A 17,764-nucleotide genomic window follows, 5' to 3' on the forward strand; every position below is an offset into this window, starting at 1 on the left:
CAATGGTACGTGTATTAACTATTTTAGCCTATTTGGTATGTACCTTGGGATTTTCCCAGAACGAACAGCTATTTGAAGAAGGTACGGCCTTGTACAACCAAGGAGAGTATACAAAGGCTGCGGATAATTATTTAAAGATATTAGAGAATGGGGAGCATTCGGCCGAACTCTATTTTAATTTGGGAAATACCTATTATAAACTTAACAAAATTGCCCCTAGTATATATTACTATGAGAAGGCATTATTATTAAAACCAAATGATCAGGATATTAGGAACAACCTGGCCTATGCCCAAAATATGACTTTGGATGCCATTGAACCCCTGCCACAGACCGCTATTTCCAAAATGTACAATAAACTTACATCATATCTCTCGTTTGACCAGTGGGCCTATGTAGCAATTGGCTTTATGATGCTCTTTGTATGCTGTTATATAGCATTTTATTATTTTAAATTTTCTACCCAAAAACGAATAGCCTTTATAAGCAGCCTAATTTTTCTGCTCTTCACGGTATTGGCTGTAGTTTTGGCCTATTTACAATTCTCCAAATTTGAATCGGAACAACCTGCTATCGTATTTACGGAAGAAGTTGGTATTAAATCCGAGCCCAACAACAGGAGTCAGGCTATTTTTACATTGCATGCGGGTACAAAGGTCAATGTACTTGAACAATTAAATGACTGGAAAAAAATTGAAATTGCCGATGGCACCACGGGCTGGATTCCATCAGATGATATAAAAGTACTCAAAGATTTTTAATATTTCTTTAACGTCTAATAAAACCGTTGGTGTTATATTTGTCATAATTAGTAATACTATGAAAGTTTTCGCTCGTGTTCTTTTGCTTTCCCTTTGGCTATTTGCCATAGTGGCTCCGAGCGCAATTACTTTACTAGATATTGACAATCCCGTTATTGTAACCAACCTTAACGAAGAAGAACAGCAAGAAACCGGTAAGAAATCTCCCTTACAGGAAAAGTTCGTAAACGATAGTTTTACAGATTTTTCTTTAATAGCCCTGTCCCAAAAATCTTTATTGGGTGTATACCACCCTATGGGACATGTTAACTTCACCCAAAAAATCCTTCTACCACCACCTGAACATATTAGTTAATCCTATCAGTTAAGTAAAACTTTTTCGATTAATTAAAAACTTGTCCTTGATTCCCATTAAGGACTAAATTATTTTTTATATATGTTCAAAAATATTAAGAGCGACCTTCCCGCAAGTGTCGTAGTATTCTTTGTTGCACTGCCCCTATGTTTGGGTATTGCCTTGGCCAGTGGCGCCCCCTTGTTTTCAGGTTTAATTGCCGGTATAATCGGCGGTATTGTAGTTGGAGCGCTTAGTGGCTCTAATATTGGTGTTAGTGGGCCAGCAGCCGGTTTGGCCGCTATAGTGCTAACTGCCATTGGAGCATTGGGAAGTTTTGAAAACTTCTTGGTTGCCGTTGTACTAGGCGGAATCATTCAGTTGATATTCGGAATTCTAAAAGCTGGAATTATTGGTTATTATTTCCCTTCATCTGTAATAAAAGGTATGCTGACCGGTATAGGTATCATTATAATACTTAAACAAATTCCACATTTTTTTGGTTATGATCCGGACCCCGAGGGCGATTGGGCCTTCTTTCAAGTGGATGGGGAAAACACCTTCTCGGGAATCCTAAATACCGTAAACAATATTAGCCCTGGCGCAACGCTAGTGGCCATAGTGGGCTTATCCATATTATTGTTATGGGATAAGGTACTTTCCAAAAAAGGAAAGATTTTTCAGCTTATCCAAGGACCTTTGGTTGCCGTTGCAATAGGTATTATTTTCTTTGTCCTTACACAGAACAGTTCAGTTTTGGCTATTTCTTCCGATCACTTGGTAAGTGTACCCATTCCTGAAGATGCCGCCTCATTTTTCGGACAGTTCAGTTTCCCAAATTTCGCTGCAATCACAAACCCTGATGTATGGATTACTGCCTTTACCATTGCTTTGGTTGCCAGTCTAGAAACCCTTTTATGTGTTGAGGCCACCGATAAGTTGGACCCGCAAAAAAACGTAACCCCTACCAACCGTGAGCTACTTGCACAAGGCACAGGCAATATTATATCCGGATTAATTGGGGGACTACCAATAACCCAGGTAATAGTTAGAAGTTCGGCCAACATTCAATCTGGTGGAAAATCAAAACTATCGGCCATATTCCACGGTTTCCTGTTACTTATTTCGGTTATTCTTATTCCAAGATTATTGAATATGATTCCGCTATCGGTTTTAGCGGCCATACTCTTTATCGTAGGCTTTAAATTGGCTAAACCGGCCCTTTTTGTTAAAATGTACAAATTGGGATGGAAGCAGTTCGTTCCCTTTTCGGTTACCGTATTTGGTATCATATTTACCGATTTGTTGGTTGGTATCAGCTTGGGTCTTGCAGTAGGTATTGTGGTTATCCTATTGAAAAACTATCAGAACTCACATTTCCTTCATATTGAAGATGTAAGTAATGGAAAGCACAAGATAAAAATGACCCTTGCAGAAGAGGTTACCTTTTTTAACAAAGGAGCCATTCTTAAAGAATTGGATAGCCTGCCTAGGGATACCTACTTAGAGATTAATCTACTAAAGACAAGATATCTTGATCTTGATGTAATTGAAATTCTAGATGATTTTTCGGTTAAGGCAAAAGAGCGCAATATAGATATACAATTAATCTCGAAGCGCGGGGTAGTTGAAAACCCACCGAGTTTTACAGAATTCTTTAGAACAAGACCAAAATCTAAACTAAGTTTAAGCTAAAGGGTATGAAAAAAAATAAACATAAAATAGCAATATTCACGGATTTACAAGGAGACATATCCAGTCTAATAAAAAGTGCCGTTAGTTTGGCCCAAGTGATCAAGGGGGAAATTGAAATCCTCAAGGTAACAAAGCCTTCGGCAGTTATTGGAAAGGAAAACCAATTATCGGCCATGCGATCATTAAATCGTGAATATATTCTGACGGATAAAAAAATGAAGGATATTTTGTCTCCTATAATTGATAATTACGGGATACCTGTTAATTATTCCAGTACCTTTGGGAATATTAGAAATGAGATTGATAGGTATCTACGCGAAAACAACCCTGACATTATAGTCTTGGGAAGACATAAGAGCAAACATTTTAATACGGCCGAAAACAGAATAATCAACTTTGTTCTAAGTGTTTTTAAGGGCACAGTCTTGATCGTTTCACATGACAAAGGTCTTGAACCGGGTACGAAGATAAGTATAGGGTCCCTTAATTGTTCCGAAGCGGTATTTAACTCGTCCTTTATTGATGAACTCTTTTTACATGCAAACAGTACTTTGAAGGCCTTCAATATTGTTGAATCTTCAGATGTTCTGCCACAAAAAGGCAGTTCCATAGGGCGGAAGACCATAAACTATGTTTTTGATCATAACGAAAATACGGTGAATAATCTTCCTGTCTATCTATCCATAAGTAATATTGATCTCTTGCTTTTGGATGGAGGCATTAAGGAAAAAGACGATATTTCCAGATTGTTAAATACATACGATATGGTAAGGAAATCGGATATTAATCTTTTGGTAACAGGGGAAAAACACACCCATTATAACTTTAACACAACACTAAAAATTGCATAATTAAAATATATAAATATGAAAGCACATACAAGAGAGACCCAAGCAACAATGACACCTAACAAGGCGTTGCAATATTTAAAAGAAGGCAACCAAAGATTTCAAGGCAACTTGAAAGCCAATAGAAACCTACTTGAACAAGTTAACGATACAAGTGAAGGCCAATTTCCGTTTGCAACCATTTTAAGTTGTATCGACTCCAGAGTTTCTGCAGAATTGGTCTTTGACCAAGGCCTAGGTGATATCTTTAGTATTCGAATAGCCGGTAACTTTGTAAATGAAGATATTTTAGGTAGTATGGAATTTGCCTGCAAACTTGCAGGAACCAAACTGATCGTTGTTTTGGGACACACAAGCTGTGGTGCCGTGAAAGGAGCTTGTGATCATGCAAGATTGGGTAATCTTACCGCCTTGATCAACAAGATAGAACCAGCAGTGGAGGCCGTTACGGAACCATCTGATGAGAATTTAAGAAATTCCAAAAACCTTGAATTTGTAGATAGAGTTGCTGAAAAGAACGTACATTTAACCATAGGAAATATACGCAAGCATAGCCCAGTTTTAACCGAAATGGAAGATAATGGGGAAATAAAGGTTGTTGGTGCCATGTACGATGTGTCCAATGGTGAAGTTGTTTTCTACGATTAATACACCCAAGGACAAGGAAGGCCAATGTTGCTATATTGGCCTTCTTCCAATTGAAACCAAAAGTTGGTTTTAATCTTAAGTGATTGTCGCTTAAACTAACCTAGCATTAAATATAAGTTTATGAAAAATCTTTTTTCAAATTTTAGAGGAGACCTTTTTGGTGGAATTACCGCAGGTATTGTAGCCCTTCCCTTGGCATTGGCCTTTGGTGTTAGTTCCGGGCTCGGGCCAAGTGCCGGACTCTATGGAGCTATATTCATCAGTTTTTTTGCCGCACTTTTTGGAGGAACCAACACTCAGATATCTGGTCCCACAGCCCCAATGACTGCCGTGAGTATGGTAGTTATTGCCGGTATCGTGGCAATTAATGACGGAAGTATAGAAAAGGCACTTCCTGCCATTCTAATTGTATTTCTATTGGCAGGCCTTATGCAGATAGGCCTTGGTCTCTTAGGTATTGGCAAGTACATTCGCTACATCCCATACCCGGTAGTTTCCGGTTTTATGACCGCAATTGGTGTAATCATTTTGGTAACCCAAATTTTACCGGCTGTAGGGTATTATCCTAAAGAAGATGAAGAGTATGTATCACAATACAAACCAATGGCCGAAGAAATCATATTGGAAAATATTCTTAAAGAAGAGGCTGGCGAAGGCATTCTAGTTTTGGAAGATTTTGAAGAAACAATCAAACGCTCGGAAGGAATTACCCAAGATGATATAAACAAAGAAGCAAGCACCCTGGCCAAAAGTGAGGCATCAGGGGTTTTCGGGACCCTAAAAGTCCTTCCCAGGGCCTTACAAAACATCAATTGGCTGGAACTTATCTTGGCACTATCCACAATTGCCATTATTTACGGTTTTAAAAGAATTACAACTGCCATACCAAGTGCATTGGTAGCCCTAATCGTCGTTTCGGGCGTGGCATACGGATTCGGATTCAACTACCGGCCTATTGAAGAAATACCTAGCGGTTTCCCAGTTCCTTATCTTGAAATATTCACAGGATTTAAACTCAGCTCCGTAACTCCATATATCTTTACTGCATTGACCTTGGCCTTATTGGGAGCCATAGATTCTCTCTTGACCTCTGTAGTAGCCGATAACATGACCAAAACAAAACACCAACCCAACAAAGAGCTTGTAGGTCAGGGTATAGGTAACAGTGTAGCAGCTATTTTTGGGGGTATTCCAGGAGCTGGCGCCACCATTCGTACGGTAGTAAATATAAACGCTGGAGGTAAAACCAAACTATCGGGTATGGTTGCGGGTGTACTGCTTTTAATAATTCTTTTAGGCCTAGGCCCAGTTGCATCTCAAATACCTGCAGCTGTACTTGCCGGTATATTGGTTACTGTAGGTATAGGCGTTATGGACTATAAAGGCTTAAAAGCCATTCCAAGCTTACCAAAAGACGTGAGCGTTGGTCCAATAAAGTTAAGTTCTGAAGTTATCATAATGCTTGTTGTACTTGTTCTTTCTTCTGTATGGAATTTGGTTTATGCAGTAGGTGTTGGTCTGGTAATTGCTTCACTAATGTTCATGAAAAAAATGGGAGATCTAACCGCTGAAAGGTCAGATGTAAAAACCCTGGAACATGAAAAAGGGTGGGCAGATGAAGCCAATTTTCCGAAACATTTAAAGGAAAAAGTTTTTATTAAGCACATCAAAGGTCCACTATTCTTTGGTTCCACAAGTGAATTTCAAGTATTGGCTGACCAAATTCCAAGATCGGCTTCAACGGTTATTATCCGAATGGACCGTATGCAGTATATGGATCAATCCGGACTCTATACTTTAGAAGATGTACTTATAGATTTACTTAATTCCAACATCGAGGTATTATTGGTAGATGTACTGGATCAGCCACGTTACATGATGGAGCGTGTAGATCTAATACCCGATTTGATACCAAAAGAACGTATTTTTGACACCTTCGATGAATGTATAAAGTACTTGGACAAAAAGAATAATTTTAAGAAGGTGGAAGCTTCAGCGTAGGTTCTACGCCAATTTATGATGAAATATGTAGTCGGTAATGCCGTAAATATCTTAAATTTGCGGCATTAGCCGAACAGCATGATCGATACCATAAAAAAGCACATTACCGAGGTAGAAAATTTTTCTTCTACCGATATAGAGGCCATAGAGGCCTTCCGTATTAAATACCTAGGAAAGAAAGGATTGTTCAATCATTTTTTTTCAGATTTTAAGAACGTTCCGAACGAGCAAAAAAAAGAGTTTGGAAAAACTGTCAATTTACTCAAAACCGTTGCTACCGAAAAGGTAAATGCCTTAAAGGAAGCCCTTGAAAACAAGAAAGAGGAAAAAGGGATTTATGGCGATTTAACAAGACCCGGAGAACCTTTGGGACTTGGAACACGCCATCCAATATCGATAGTCAAAAATCAGATTATAGACATCTTTTCGCGCATTGGCTTCAATGTCTCGGAAGGTCCGGAAATAGAGGATGATTGGCATAATTTTACCGCTTTGAACCTTCCGGAATACCATCCGGCAAGGGATATGCAGGACACCTTTTTTATACAAACCGATCCGGATATTTTATTGCGTACCCATACCTCATCGGTACAAGTGCGCTATATGGAAAACAACAAACCCCCTATAAGGACCATTTCTCCAGGCAGGGTTTATAGGAACGAAGCAATATCCGCACGTTCCCATTGCTTCTTTCATCAAGTGGAAGGGCTCTATATAGATAAGGACGTTTCTTTTGCGGATTTAAAGCAAACGCTACAATTTTTTACTACCGAATTGTTCGGAAAATCTAAAATAAGGCTTAGGCCTTCCTACTTCCCATTTACCGAGCCCAGTGCCGAAGTAGATGTTTATTGGGGGTTGGAAACCGAAACGGATTATAAAATGACCAAAGGAACTGGGTGGTTGGAAATCATGGGCTGTGGTATGGTAGACCCCAATGTACTTACCAATTGCGGCATAGATGCCAATGAATACTCCGGTTTCGCTTTTGGTATGGGGATAGATAGAATTGCGCTTTTGTTACATCAAATATCGGATATTCGACTATTGAGCGAAAATGATATGCGCTTTTTGGAGCAGTTTAAGAGTGCTTTCTAATGCTAAACCCGGAATTCCAACAAATGATGTGACAATCACATAATAGGGTACACAATTTGGACAAGAGGTCCACAATTAGAATGTAGTATTAACATAATTTCACCAACCACTATAGTCGGTAAAATTCTGAATTATTCTCTCTACAATTGAAAAAAGATATAGAAATTCCTATTGCGAAAAATGTACATGTCGCCATTATACATGAATGGAACGATGAATTCTTGGAAAAAAATTGGAATGCCTACCTTATCAACGACCGGGATTCCAAGATTGAAGCTGTCATAGCTGTTTCCAACGGCTATGAAGGAGACCGGAAAACTTCCACCATGAGACATGGACTAGGAGACATTCCGGCCAAAAGCTTTCGCAAAATAGAAATACTCCAAGAAGATATACTGGCTTTTAACAATGAATTCTTTGTTACTTTTTTCGCCGATGACAAACTTTACGAGAAACGCTTCCTCTTTGAAAAATACTCCATAAGCGAATCCAATCTAGGTCCTGTCCCCGTTATGGAATTGGAGGGTATTATGCCAAATAATATTTAAAACACCTACATTTTCGCATTAACAAAATATTAACCCCTTATTGGTTCGGTTTTTACCGAACCAATTGTACATTTACCAAAAATTTTCATCTATAGTGGAACAAAACTCCGAAATAAAGCAACTTACAGAAGAATTAGGCGTTTATTTTGAAAAAAACAAACAGTTATCTCCCTTGTCAGCCAGAATATTTTCCATGTTGATTCTTACTGAAAAAGATGGATTGGGCTTTGATGAGCTTGTAGATGGCTTGGATTCCTGCAAAAGCTCCGTATCTACCAATTTACAGCTTTTACAAACCCAGGGAAGAGTGGTATATTTTACCAAACCTGGAGATCGTAAACGTTACTTTAAAATTGCCCCCAATGACATTTATGTACAATTGGACAAAAAGATAGCGCAATGGGAAAAAGAAAAAAACATCCATCTTAAAGTTCATAATTTCAAGAGAAAGCTATATCAAGAAAAGGATATTCCCAAGGAAAAAAACCGCGGTCTTGAATACACCAAAAATTACGCCTTATTTATAGACGATTTTATTAAAAACCTCATTCAACTTAAAGAAAACCTTCAAAAAACATTTAATTCCGATACCCTATGAAAAAAATATTTTTTCTGATTGCGCCAGTAATGTGCCTTGTTTTATTCGTCAATTGTGGCGAAGACAAGACCGCTCAACAACCACCGGCGGCGCTGCCCTTTCCTACTATTAAAGTGGTGAGGACCTCCGTAGATAATTTTGTGAGTTATCCTGCCAGTATAGAAGGCATCGTGAATAGCCAAATAAGGGCCAAGGTAGCGGGTTATGTACAGGAAGTATTTGTTGATGAAGGAGAAATGGTTAAAAAGGGGCAGCCCTTGTTCAGGTTGGAAACCCAGTCCCTATCACAGGATGCCGCAGCCGCCAAGGCCCAAATTAATGTAGCCCAGGTTGAAGTAGACAAACTAAAACCCCTGGTGGAAAAAAATATAATTAGCAAAGTACAACTGCAGACCGCTATGGCCAATTTAGAACAGGCCAAAAGCAATTATAAGAGTATTACCGCCAATATAGATTATGCCAACATTAAAAGCCCTGTAAACGGCGTAGTGGGTTCCATCCCGTTTAGAAAAGGAAATTTGGTAAGTGGGCAGGATTCCCAGCCTTTGACAACCGTATCGAACATTGAACAAGTTTATGCCTTTTTTTCAATGAATGAAAAGGATCTTTTAGGTTTTATCAAAAGTATAGCAGGAGAAACTTTGGACGAAAAAGCCAAAAACCTTCCCAAGGTACAATTGAAATTAGCCGATGGTTCCATTTATGGTCATTTGGGTCAAATAGAGACCATTGGTGGCGAAATAAATCCTAATACGGGTACTGTACAATTTAGGGCAACGTTTCCAAATCCACAGGGACTTCTTAGAAACGGCAGCAGCGCCACCCTACTCTTATCTGAAAAATTAGAAAATGTATTGGCTGTACCGGCACTTTCCACCTTTGAGCAGCAGAATAAAAATTTTGTATATCTGGTACAGGGCGATACCTTGGTCACCAAAGCTATAGTTCCTCTTGCCAATGTAAAGGGATTAACTATTTTGGAGGGTCTGAACGAAGGCGATCAGATCTTGGCCAAGGGTGTTGGCTCCGTGCGTCCGGGAACAAAAATTATTCCCCAATTAACAAGCTTGGATAGTATTTTAAACTCCTTCGATAAAGTTTTTAAATAACGCAATATGCTCAAAACATTTATTGAAAGGCCAGTCCTTTCAACAGTCATATCAATTATAATAATGCTGTTGGGTATTTTAGGCCTATCCAGCTTACCCGTTACGCAATATCCTGATATTGCTCCACCTACTGTGCAGGTTTCCGCCAACTACCCTGGTGCCAACGCCGAGACAATTTTGGAAAGCGTAATTGTCCCGATAGAGGAACAAATCAACGGAGTGGAAGGTATGACCTATTTAACGTCTTCTGCGAGTAATGACGGTAGTGCCAACATAACTGTATATTTTGAACAAGGAGTTGAACCGGACATTGCGGCGGTGAATGTTCAAAACAGGGTTTCCAGGGCAAATTCGCTTTTACCCTCAGAGGTAATAAGATCTGGGGTAATTACCCAAAAACAGCAGAGTTCCGCACTAATGTACGTTGCCCTGTATTCTACCAATCCCGATTACGATGATACTTTTGTACAGAACTACCTAAACATTAATGTTAAACCAGAAATTCAACGAATTAATGGCGTAGGTGCCGTAAGTGTTTTCGGTGCAAAAGACTACTCCATGAGGGTGTGGATAGACCCGGTAAAACTAGCTTCCTATGGCCTTACAACTACCGAGGTAGTCCAGGCCATTAATGAACAGAGTTTGGAAGCAGCTGCAGGGTCCCTAGGTCAAAATACTGGGCAGTCCTTCGAATATGTTATTAAATACAAAGGTCGATACAAGTCCGCGGAAGAATATCAAGACATCATAATTAAAGCGCTTGATAACGGCCAATTTTTGCGTTTAAAGGATGTTGCAAAAGTTGAACTTGAAGCGTTTTCATATAGTTCTACATCGAGATCCAAGGGTTATCCCGGAATCAACTTTGGAGTTTTCCAAACCCCTGGTTCCAATGCACAGGAGATTATAGAAAAACTCTATGTTGAACTAGATCGCTTACAGGAAAGTTTCCCCGAAGGGGTGGAGTATCTTATTAATTACGATACCAATAAATTTCTTACTGCGTCCATCAACAAGGTGAAAACAACACTCATTGAAGCCTTTATCTTGGTATTTTTGGTGGTATTTATCTTTTTGCAAGATTTTAAATCCACACTTATCCCGGCCATCTCGGTTCCGGTTTCCATCATTGGAACATTTTTCTTTCTGGGGGTTTTGGGTTATTCCATAAATCTACTTACGCTATTTGCACTTATTTTGGCCATTGGAATTGTAGTGGACGATGCCATTGTGGTCGTTGAGGCCGTTCATGCCAAATTGGAAGAAGGATACAATGATGCCAAGACCGCTACGGTTTCTGCCATGAGTGAAATTAGCGGGGCTATTATCTCCATTACCCTTGTAATGGCAGCGGTATTCATTCCAATTACATTTATTAAGGGTCCTTCCGGAGTATTTTATGAACAATTTGGTATAACCCTAATCATTGCCATTCTCATATCGGCAGTAAACGCCTTGACTTTGAGTCCAGCCTTGTGTGCCATTCTATTAAAACCGCACTCCGAAAAAGACAAAAGAAAAGGATTTCTACAACGTTTCTATACAGCTTTCAACATAGCATTTAAAGCCACCTCAGACAAATACATAAAATCACTCGGCTTTTTGGTAAAACACAAATGGATTACTGCAGTTATACTTGTAATAGCCGGTGCCGCCATTTGGTGGGCCAACGAAACAACCAGAACCGGTTTTGTACCTACAGAGGACAGAGGTGTGGTATTTATGAATATGGAACTGCCCCAAGCGGCCTCACTGGACAGGACTTACAGTGCTACTCAAGAACTATATGAGCAAATAAGCAGTATTAAGGGTATCCGTACAGCATCCCTAATTAACGGAAGAAACTTTTTTTCGGGTTCAGGAAGTTCTTATGGTATGGGCTTTATTATTCTGGAAGACTGGGAAAATAGGGATACCGAAGATACTTCAATTGATGCCATTTTAGGGCAACTCTATGCTAAAGCAACTTCCATTCCCGATGCCAAAATTATATTTTTTACCCCGCCAAGTATCCCCGGATTTGGGGCGGTAGAAGGGTTTGAAATGCGATTACTGGATCGTTCTTCCGGTAGTTTAAAGGACTTGGACAATGCCGCCAATGAGTTTATTTCTAATTTAATACAACGTCCGGAAGTAAGTTTTGCCTCCAACTCATTTAGCACCAATTTTCCTCAACTTCAAATGGATATTAATATCCCGAAAGCCAAGGAAGCCGGAGTCGGTGTGAGCAATATACTTACTACCCTACAGGGTTATATAGGCGGATTTTATGCTGCCGACTTCAGCAGGTTCGGGAAGCAATTTAGAGTATTCGTGCAAGCTGACCCCGAGGATAGAAAAGACATTGCCAGTTTAAACAGTATGTTTGTTAAGAACGATAAAGGGGAAATGGCACCGGTTTCAGAATTTGTTACCTTAAATAGAGTCTATGGCCCACAAACTGTTAGTCGTTTCAACTTATTTAATGCCGTGACCATCAACGGTTCCGCAGCCAAAGGATTCAGTTCCGGTGACGCCATTAAAGCGGTAAACGAAGTAGCCAAGGAACATCTTCCAAATAACTATGAGGTTGCCTTTTCGGGTATTACCCGTGAGGAAATTGCCTCAGCGGGTCAATCGGGCGTAATATTCCTACTTAGCATCGTGTTTGTATATTTCTTTCTGTCGGCACAATATGAAAGTTATTTATTGCCATTATCTGTACTATTATCCTTGCCGATTGGGGTAATGGGCGCCTTCCTGTCGACAAAATTTGCCGGTTTGGAAAACAATATTTACTTCCAAATCGCCTTAATTATGTTGATTGGGCTCTTGGCAAAAAATGCCATCCTTATCGTGGAGTTCGCACTTCAAAGAAGAAGGCAAGGACTTTCATTATCCGAATCGGCCATTCAGGGAGCCAAAGCTAGATTAAGACCAATTTTAATGACTTCTTTTGCCTTTATTCTCGGGTTGATGCCTCTTGTACTGGCAAAAGGTGTGGGAGCAGCCGGAAATAACGCCATTGGAACAGGTGCCGCGGGAGGTATGTTAATAGGGACTGTATTTGGTGTCTTTATTATCCCTGTTCTCTTTATAGTCTTTCAGTGGTTACAAGAGAAAATTACAGGAGTACCTGTTGCCGTTAAGGAAACGGGGCCAGCCAAATCATTACCAAAAGAATCATAAAATTAGAAGTGGGTATGATTTAGGTTTGTCCAAAATCAAAGGAAATTTACCTTAAAAACAATAATTATCAGTTAATGAAAAATATATTTGCCTATAAACTTTCCGTACTCCTGCTGCTTGCATTTACATTGCAATCCTGTTTTGTTGCGAAAAACTATGACCGGCCCGATTTACACGAAATTGACAGGCTGTACCGAACAGACCATGTTGCTACCGACAGCGCTTTAACTGCTGTACTTTCCTGGAAGGAACTTTTTACGGACCCGTTGCTTTCCGAATATATAGAAGAAGGGCTCCAGAACAATTTGGATATCCGAATAGCCTTACAGCAAATCGCTGCGGCCGAATCGTATATGAAGCAGGGTAAAATGGGCTATTTGCCCTCCTTGGATGCTAAAGCCTCCATGACCCATCAGGAACTGGCCCCGAACAGTCAATTTGGATCATTTTTTAGTGGGTCCATTGAACAGTTCGAACTCACGGGAAATTTATCCTGGGAAGCCGACATTTGGGGCAAGATCCGAAGTAACCAAAGGGCTACCCAAGCGTCCCACCTGCAAAGTATGGCAGCCCACCAGGCAGTAAAAACAAGGCTAATTTCGCAGCTTGCGTCCAATTACTATCTGCTGTTGGCCCTGGACCAACAGCATAAAATTACCGAGGAGACCATAGAAAACAGAAAGAAAAGTCTACAAACAATACAGGCGCTCAAAGAAGCAGGCAATGTAACCCAAGTAGCAGTAGATCAAACAGCGGCTCAATTATACAATGCCCAAGCCCTGCTTATCGATATTGAAAAGAACATTTTTAGAACAGAAAATGCGTTTGCCATACTGTTGGGCAAGCCCGCCACGCATATAGATCGCACTTACTTGGGAAACCAAACCCTAACCCGGGATCTAAACATTGGCCTTCCTGCCCATTTATTGGCTAACCGGCCAGATGTGCTTGCTGCGGAATTCAGACTAATGAATACATTTGAACTAACCAATGTGGCCAAGAGCAGTTTCTATCCTTCCCTGACCTTAACAGGAACTGGAGGACTACAAAGTTTGGAATTCAAAGAATGGTTTAGTTCCGGATCCTTGTTTGCTACTCTTGTGGGTGGAATTACCCAACCTATCTTTAACAAAAGAAGGATAAGAACCCAATACGAAGTAGCCAAGGCCCAGCAAGAAGAAAGCCTATTGAACTTCAAGAAAACACTTTTGACTGCAGGACAGGAGGTATCAAATGCGCTATACGAATATGAAGCTGAAACCAAAAAATACGAATTCAGACAAAATGAGGTAGAATCTTTACGCAAAGCAGAACTTAATTCCGAAATACTTTTAAACAATGGGTTTGGAACTTATCTCGATTTGTTGACCGCTAGACAAAATGCCTTGAATGCCGAACTAAACACCATTGACAATAAATTACAACAACTGCAGGCAGTAGTGGAGCTATATAGGGCTTTGGGTGGTGGTTGGAAATAAACTGGCCTACGTATGGAAAGCAAAGAAGAGTTCTTGGAATTTGCCATTTCCAAATTTTTGAGATATGGGAGTAAACGATTTACCCTGGATGACCTCTCCCATGAAATCGGAATTTCCAAAAAAACCATCTATCAGCACTTTACCAACAAGGAGGCCTTGGTCTATGAAAGCCTTGGGTTTTTATTGGACAAGATAAAAGCCGAGGTAACCCAGAGTGTGGAACAAGTCAGATCCAATCCTATTTTGGGAATCATTATGATATATAAAATAGGGTTGGAATATTTAAAGTTGTTTAGTCCCACCTTTTTGGAAGGAATTAAAAAATACTACCCCAAGGTTAATGAGCAGTACCATAACTTTAAAAATCGGGAAATAAACGGGCTAGTACTTTCACTACTGAAAACCGCCCAAAAAAATGGCCAGATCAGGCAAAACGTTAATGTTGAACTCAGCTGCCAACTGTATCTGAACCACTTGGAATCTTTACTTTTTCAATCCAATAACCTGTTCGATCAGTACAGCAATAGGGAACTTTTAGAAAATTTGATCATAAATTATATCAGTGGAATTGCAACAGATAGCCACCTTGTAATGGAGCTATCTTAACTTAAATCCCTTGGCAGCCCACCAAGGATGTATTTCTATGGCCAAGCGTCCCGCCTTCACCATGGGATCCATATTGGCCAGGCTATCTGCCATTTCTTGGGTAGGCACATTGTAAATGGTAATACCACGTATATCCCCATTATCACCAAAAGGACCCGAAATATCGGCATAACCTTCCTCGTACATTCTTCCCAAATGGGCCAAATGAAGGGACTGTAGACTATCTGCCTCCGCCTTGGATTGGGAGCGATTTGGACCACTTTTTAAAAAGGCAATGAAATATTGCTGCATCAAAATGGTATCCATGGTCTTTTCATCTATATAATCGAAAGTTTGAAATCCCTGTGATTCCAAACGCTTCTTCAATTGAGCCACGGAAATCTCCGGTTCAGCAACTTGCTGGGCTATTTTTACGCTTGGCAGCCCTCCCGAATCCTTACAGGAAAATAACTGCCCGAACAATAGTACAACCAATAACAAGCTTATTTTTTCCATGTCTTAAAAGGGTTTTTACTCAACTGTGAATTGTAGTATCTGACATCTGCAGTAACCTCATCACCCAACCATTGGGGCTTCAAAAAGTCCTCATCTTCATGTTCCAATTCAATTTCTGCTATTATCAATCCCGAATTATCACCAAAAAACTCGTCCACCTCAAATATGTGTTTTCCAACCTCAATATAGTATCTCAGCTTATCTATTACCCCAGGCTCGGACAATTTAATCAAGGCATCCGCCTCCTTAACAGATATTTCCTTTTCCCACTCAAAACGTGTGGTGCCATTGTGATTGCCCTTTCCCTTTACGGTCATATATCCCTTGTCTCCCTTGATCCTTACCCTTACCGTTCGTAAGGGATCCGTATTTAAAAAACCTTGTACAATTCTTTCCTTTTGAACAGCGTCCGTTTTATAAGCTTCGGACTTAACCAAAAATTTACGCTCTATTTCTATCATGTATACTAGTCGGTTTCGGATGTATTGGAATGGCTTTGGTATATCTTTTTAATTTCATCAGATTGAATCCTAACACTGTCATAATTATTGTTGGCCAACCAAACCATGCTGCCCGCAATAACTTCTGGGTCAATGGACCTATATTTTTCCAAGGGTCCTACCAATACAAAATTAAGAACCTTCATAAACTGCTTGGCCAGCCATTCCCCTATCCGTTTCTCCTCCCGCTTACCTCCTATTAGCGAGGGTTGTAAAATATAGGTATTTGGAATGCCACACTTTAAAACGGCTTCTTCCATTTCCCCTTTTATCCTGTTGTAGCTAACACCGCTTTTGGAATTGGCCCCCATGGACGAGATGACCATGAATGTTTCAATCCCATTTATACGGCTTATTTTGGCCGCCGAAACCGGAATCCCAAAATCGATCTTTCTGTACATCTCCGTATCCGGGGTTTTAGCCTTGGTAGTACCGATACAACAAAACACTTCATCCGCAAGAAAATTGGTCTTATAGCTCTCCAAATTTAAGAGGTCTACCAAATGTTCTTCCAATTTTGGGTGGGAAAATCCAATACTGCTCCTAGAAAAGAGTCTTATTTTTATATATCGTTCATCATTGAGCAACATCTGCAATAAACACCCACCTGTTAAGCCGGTAGCCCCCAATATAATAGCCGTTTTCTCCTTTAATTTAATTTGTCCTTTCCCCATGGAGCATGTTTAACATTTTAGGTGGGGCCTTATAGCACCAACTTGTTATAAATTTACGGTATGAAATTGGATTTTCCACAACGAAAAATAATCCATGTAGATATGGACGCGTTTTACGCCTCCGTGGAACAAATGGACAACCCTGCTTTAAAAGGCAGGCCTTTGGCCGTTGGTGGGGCCGAAAAAAGGGGTGTGGTTTCCGCTGCCAGTTACGAGGCAAGGAAATTTGGGGTCAGGAGCGCAATGAGCGGTTATTTGGCGAAAAAGAACTGTCCAGATTTAATATTTGTACCTCCGCGTTTTGAACGTTATAAGGAGATTTCCCTTAAAATTAGAAATATATTTTTCGATTATACGGATTTGGTGGAACCGCTTTCATTGGACGAGGCCTATTTGGACGTAACAACGAACAAAAAAGGTAATCCATCGGCCTCCCTGATAGCAGAAGAGATTAGACAGCGAATTTTTAACGAAGTGGGCCTCACCGCATCGGCAGGAATATCCATTAACAAATTCCTGGCCAAGGTTGCAAGCGACTACAATAAGCCAAATGGTCAAAAAACGGTTAATCCAGAAGAGGTAATATCTTTTTTGGAAGAATTGGAAATTAGAAAATTCTATGGTGTGGGAAAGGTTACGGCGGACAAAATGTATCATCTCGGTATTTTTACAGGTAAAGATCTTAAGCAGAAATCGGTTGAATTTCTAAGGGAGAATTTTGGTAAAAGCGGCGATTACTATTACCATGTGGTAAGAGGAATCCACAATAGCGAAGTAAAGCCCAATAGAATCCCCAAATCTGTAGGTGCGGAACGTACTTTCGATGAAAACCTGAGCAGTGAGGTCTTTATGCTCCAAAGATTGGAAAACATTGCCACGGAACTGGAAAAGCGCCTAAAAAAATCGAAGATATCGGGGAAAACGGTAACCTTAAAAATAAAATATAGCGATTTCACCCTTCAAACACGGAGCAAGACCCTACCCTATTATATTGCCGACAAATCCTTGATATTGGAGACTACCAAAGAACTGCTTTACCAAGAGAAATTGGAAAATTCCGTTCGCCTTTTGGGTATATCCCTGTCCAATTTAAACACGGAAAAAAATGAACCTTTGGAGCAAAAGGTGCTTACCGTACAACTCAAATTCGACTTGTAACGATAAAAAAAACCTGTCCGGTTAAAAAATCCAGACAGGCAGGCC

Annotated in this window: 17 protein-coding genes; 14 read left to right on the forward strand and 3 right to left on the reverse strand. The window is 40.1% G+C overall.

The genetic code is table 11. The annotated features are described in order from the left end of the window. Nucleotides 1–2: 2 nt before the first annotated feature. From U735_RS0121330 to U735_RS0121390, 13 genes are all read left to right on the forward strand, one after another. Complete coding sequence (locus tag U735_RS0121330; protein ID WP_031445764.1) at nt 3–761, forward strand: SH3 domain-containing protein; 759 nt, start codon at nt 3–5, stop codon at nt 759–761. Between the two features lie 58 nt (nt 762–819). Further along, nucleotides 820–1,116, forward strand: a complete 297-nt coding sequence (locus U735_RS0121335) for a hypothetical protein (protein ID WP_031445765.1) — start codon at nt 820–822, stop codon at nt 1,114–1,116. An 81-nt stretch (nt 1,117–1,197) separates the two neighbouring features. Continuing rightward, nucleotides 1,198–2,790 (forward strand): SulP family inorganic anion transporter, encoded by a 1,593-nt coding sequence (locus tag U735_RS0121340; RefSeq protein ID WP_031445766.1) that lies wholly within the window; start codon nt 1,198–1,200, stop codon nt 2,788–2,790. 5 nt (nt 2,791–2,795) lie between these two features. After that, the gene (locus tag U735_RS0121345; RefSeq protein ID WP_031445767.1) at nt 2,796–3,641 is read left to right on the forward strand and encodes an adenine nucleotide alpha hydrolase family protein; all 846 of its coding nucleotides are present in this window, start codon (nt 2,796–2,798) and stop codon (nt 3,639–3,641) included. Nucleotides 3,642–3,656: 15 nt separating this feature from the next. Continuing rightward, nucleotides 3,657–4,286, forward strand: a complete 630-nt coding sequence (locus tag U735_RS0121350) for a carbonic anhydrase family protein (protein WP_031445768.1) — start codon at nt 3,657–3,659, stop codon at nt 4,284–4,286. A 120-nt stretch (nt 4,287–4,406) separates the two neighbouring features. Further along, entirely contained in the window at nt 4,407–6,287 is a 1,881-nt protein-coding gene (locus U735_RS0121355) for a SulP family inorganic anion transporter (protein WP_031445769.1), read from the forward strand. 78 nt (nt 6,288–6,365) lie between these two features. Next, nucleotides 6,366–7,385 carry a phenylalanine--tRNA ligase subunit alpha gene (gene pheS, locus U735_RS0121360; protein ID WP_031445770.1) on the forward strand — a complete coding sequence of 340 codons (1,020 nt, stop codon included), beginning with the start codon at nt 6,366–6,368 and terminating at the stop codon, nt 7,383–7,385. Nucleotides 7,386–7,531: 146 nt separating this feature from the next. Further along, nucleotides 7,532–7,933 carry a hypothetical protein gene (locus U735_RS0121365; protein WP_031445771.1) on the forward strand — a complete coding sequence of 134 codons (402 nt, stop codon included), beginning with the start codon at nt 7,532–7,534 and terminating at the stop codon, nt 7,931–7,933. Nucleotides 7,934–8,027: 94 nt separating this feature from the next. Further along, nucleotides 8,028–8,531, forward strand: a complete 504-nt coding sequence (locus U735_RS0121370) for a GbsR/MarR family transcriptional regulator (protein WP_031445772.1) — start codon at nt 8,028–8,030, stop codon at nt 8,529–8,531. Further along, nucleotides 8,528–9,640: an efflux RND transporter periplasmic adaptor subunit gene (locus tag U735_RS0121375; RefSeq protein WP_031445773.1), complete on the forward strand. Its 1,113-nt coding sequence runs from the start codon at nt 8,528–8,530 to the stop codon at nt 9,638–9,640. Before U735_RS0121370 ends, U735_RS0121375 begins: the two co-directional genes overlap by 4 nt. A 6-nt stretch (nt 9,641–9,646) precedes the next feature. Beyond that, nucleotides 9,647–12,808, forward strand: a complete 3,162-nt coding sequence (locus U735_RS0121380) for an efflux RND transporter permease subunit (protein WP_034248663.1) — start codon at nt 9,647–9,649, stop codon at nt 12,806–12,808. A 74-nt stretch (nt 12,809–12,882) separates the two neighbouring features. Further along, the gene (locus U735_RS0121385) at nt 12,883–14,286 is read left to right on the forward strand and encodes an efflux transporter outer membrane subunit (protein WP_031445775.1); all 1,404 of its coding nucleotides are present in this window, start codon (nt 12,883–12,885) and stop codon (nt 14,284–14,286) included. 12 nt (nt 14,287–14,298) lie between these two features. After that, a complete protein-coding gene (locus tag U735_RS0121390; RefSeq protein ID WP_034248665.1) occupies nt 14,299–14,892 on the forward strand; it encodes a TetR/AcrR family transcriptional regulator in 594 nt (197 codons plus the stop codon). Here U735_RS0121390 and U735_RS0121395 read toward each other — a convergent pair. From U735_RS0121395 to U735_RS0121405, 3 genes are read right to left on the reverse strand one after another with little or no spacing between them, the layout of a single operon-like run. Continuing rightward, nucleotides 14,884–15,387 (reverse strand): YciI family protein, encoded by a 504-nt coding sequence (locus U735_RS0121395; RefSeq protein WP_031445777.1) that lies wholly within the window; start codon nt 15,385–15,387, stop codon nt 14,884–14,886. The genes U735_RS0121390 and U735_RS0121395 overlap by 9 nt on opposite strands. Then, complete coding sequence (locus tag U735_RS0121400) at nt 15,375–15,848, reverse strand: CYTH domain-containing protein (protein WP_031445778.1); 474 nt, start codon at nt 15,846–15,848, stop codon at nt 15,375–15,377. Before U735_RS0121400 ends, U735_RS0121395 begins: the two co-directional genes overlap by 13 nt. A 5-nt stretch (nt 15,849–15,853) precedes the next feature. Further along, a complete protein-coding gene (locus U735_RS0121405) occupies nt 15,854–16,561 on the reverse strand; it encodes a Rossmann-fold NAD(P)-binding domain-containing protein (protein WP_031445779.1) in 708 nt (235 codons plus the stop codon). A gap of 60 nt (nt 16,562–16,621) precedes the next feature. Between U735_RS0121405 and dinB the strand changes: the two genes are divergently transcribed. Further along, on the forward strand, nt 16,622–17,719 hold the full coding sequence (gene dinB, locus U735_RS0121410; RefSeq protein ID WP_031445780.1) for a DNA polymerase IV: 1,098 nt from the start codon (nt 16,622–16,624) through the stop codon (nt 17,717–17,719). The last annotated feature ends 45 nt before the right edge of the window (nt 17,720–17,764 follow it).

It is taken from the genome of Arenibacter algicola (assembly GCF_000733925.1).
GTDB classification, from domain to species: Bacteria; Bacteroidota; Bacteroidia; order Flavobacteriales; family Flavobacteriaceae; genus Arenibacter; species Arenibacter algicola.

Excerpts from the sequence above, each read along its gene's own strand:
- U735_RS0121330 (WP_031445764.1), top strand. The coding sequence starts at position 3 with ATGGTACGTGTATTAACTATTTTAGCCTATTTGGTATGTACCTTGGGA.
- U735_RS0121335 (WP_031445765.1), top strand. The coding sequence starts at position 820 with ATGAAAGTTTTCGCTCGTGTTCTTTTGCTTTCCCTTTGGCTATTTGCC.
- U735_RS0121340 (WP_031445766.1), top strand. The coding sequence starts at position 1,198 with ATGTTCAAAAATATTAAGAGCGACCTTCCCGCAAGTGTCGTAGTATTC.
- U735_RS0121345 (WP_031445767.1), top strand. The coding sequence starts at position 2,796 with ATGAAAAAAAATAAACATAAAATAGCAATATTCACGGATTTACAAGGA.
- U735_RS0121350 (WP_031445768.1), top strand. The coding sequence starts at position 3,657 with ATGAAAGCACATACAAGAGAGACCCAAGCAACAATGACACCTAACAAG.
- U735_RS0121355 (WP_031445769.1), top strand. The coding sequence starts at position 4,407 with ATGAAAAATCTTTTTTCAAATTTTAGAGGAGACCTTTTTGGTGGAATT.
- pheS (WP_031445770.1), top strand. The coding sequence starts at position 6,366 with ATGATCGATACCATAAAAAAGCACATTACCGAGGTAGAAAATTTTTCT.
- U735_RS0121375 (WP_031445773.1), top strand. The coding sequence starts at position 8,528 with ATGAAAAAAATATTTTTTCTGATTGCGCCAGTAATGTGCCTTGTTTTA.
- U735_RS0121380 (WP_034248663.1), top strand. The coding sequence starts at position 9,647 with ATGCTCAAAACATTTATTGAAAGGCCAGTCCTTTCAACAGTCATATCA.
- U735_RS0121385 (WP_031445775.1), top strand. The coding sequence starts at position 12,883 with ATGAAAAATATATTTGCCTATAAACTTTCCGTACTCCTGCTGCTTGCA.
- U735_RS0121390 (WP_034248665.1), top strand. The coding sequence starts at position 14,299 with ATGGAAAGCAAAGAAGAGTTCTTGGAATTTGCCATTTCCAAATTTTTG.
- U735_RS0121395 (WP_031445777.1), bottom strand. The coding sequence starts at position 15,387 with ATGGAAAAAATAAGCTTGTTATTGGTTGTACTATTGTTCGGGCAGTTA.
- U735_RS0121400 (WP_031445778.1), bottom strand. The coding sequence starts at position 15,848 with ATGATAGAAATAGAGCGTAAATTTTTGGTTAAGTCCGAAGCTTATAAA.
- U735_RS0121405 (WP_031445779.1), bottom strand. The coding sequence starts at position 16,561 with ATGGGGAAAGGACAAATTAAATTAAAGGAGAAAACGGCTATTATATTG.
- dinB (WP_031445780.1), top strand. The coding sequence starts at position 16,622 with ATGAAATTGGATTTTCCACAACGAAAAATAATCCATGTAGATATGGAC.